Below are 235 nucleotides of genomic sequence, written 5' to 3' on the forward strand. Positions count from 1 at the left end.
TGTCTGGCAACCGCAACTTCGAGGGTCGCATCAGCCCCGACGTCACGATGAACTACCTAGCCAGCCCTCCGCTGGTTGTCATCTACTCGATTGCCGGCACTATGGACATCGACCTCAACAATGACGTTCTCGCCACCACCCCGGATGGTCGTGAGGTTCGTTTGGTTGATCTGTGGCCCTCTACCGAGGAGATTGAGGAGATCGTCGGGTCGTCTATCTCCGCCGAGATGTACTC

1 protein-coding gene is annotated in these 235 nt (G+C 57.4%); it reads left to right on the forward strand.

Annotated elements, in window-relative coordinates:
• The coding region (locus ACSNOK_RS36305; RefSeq protein ID WP_436784907.1) for an aconitase family protein at positions 1–235 on the forward strand (235 nt) is incomplete at both ends.

This window comes from Streptomyces sp. URMC 126, assembly GCF_051386555.1.
Lineage (GTDB): Bacteria > Actinomycetota > Actinomycetes > Streptomycetales > Streptomycetaceae > Streptomyces.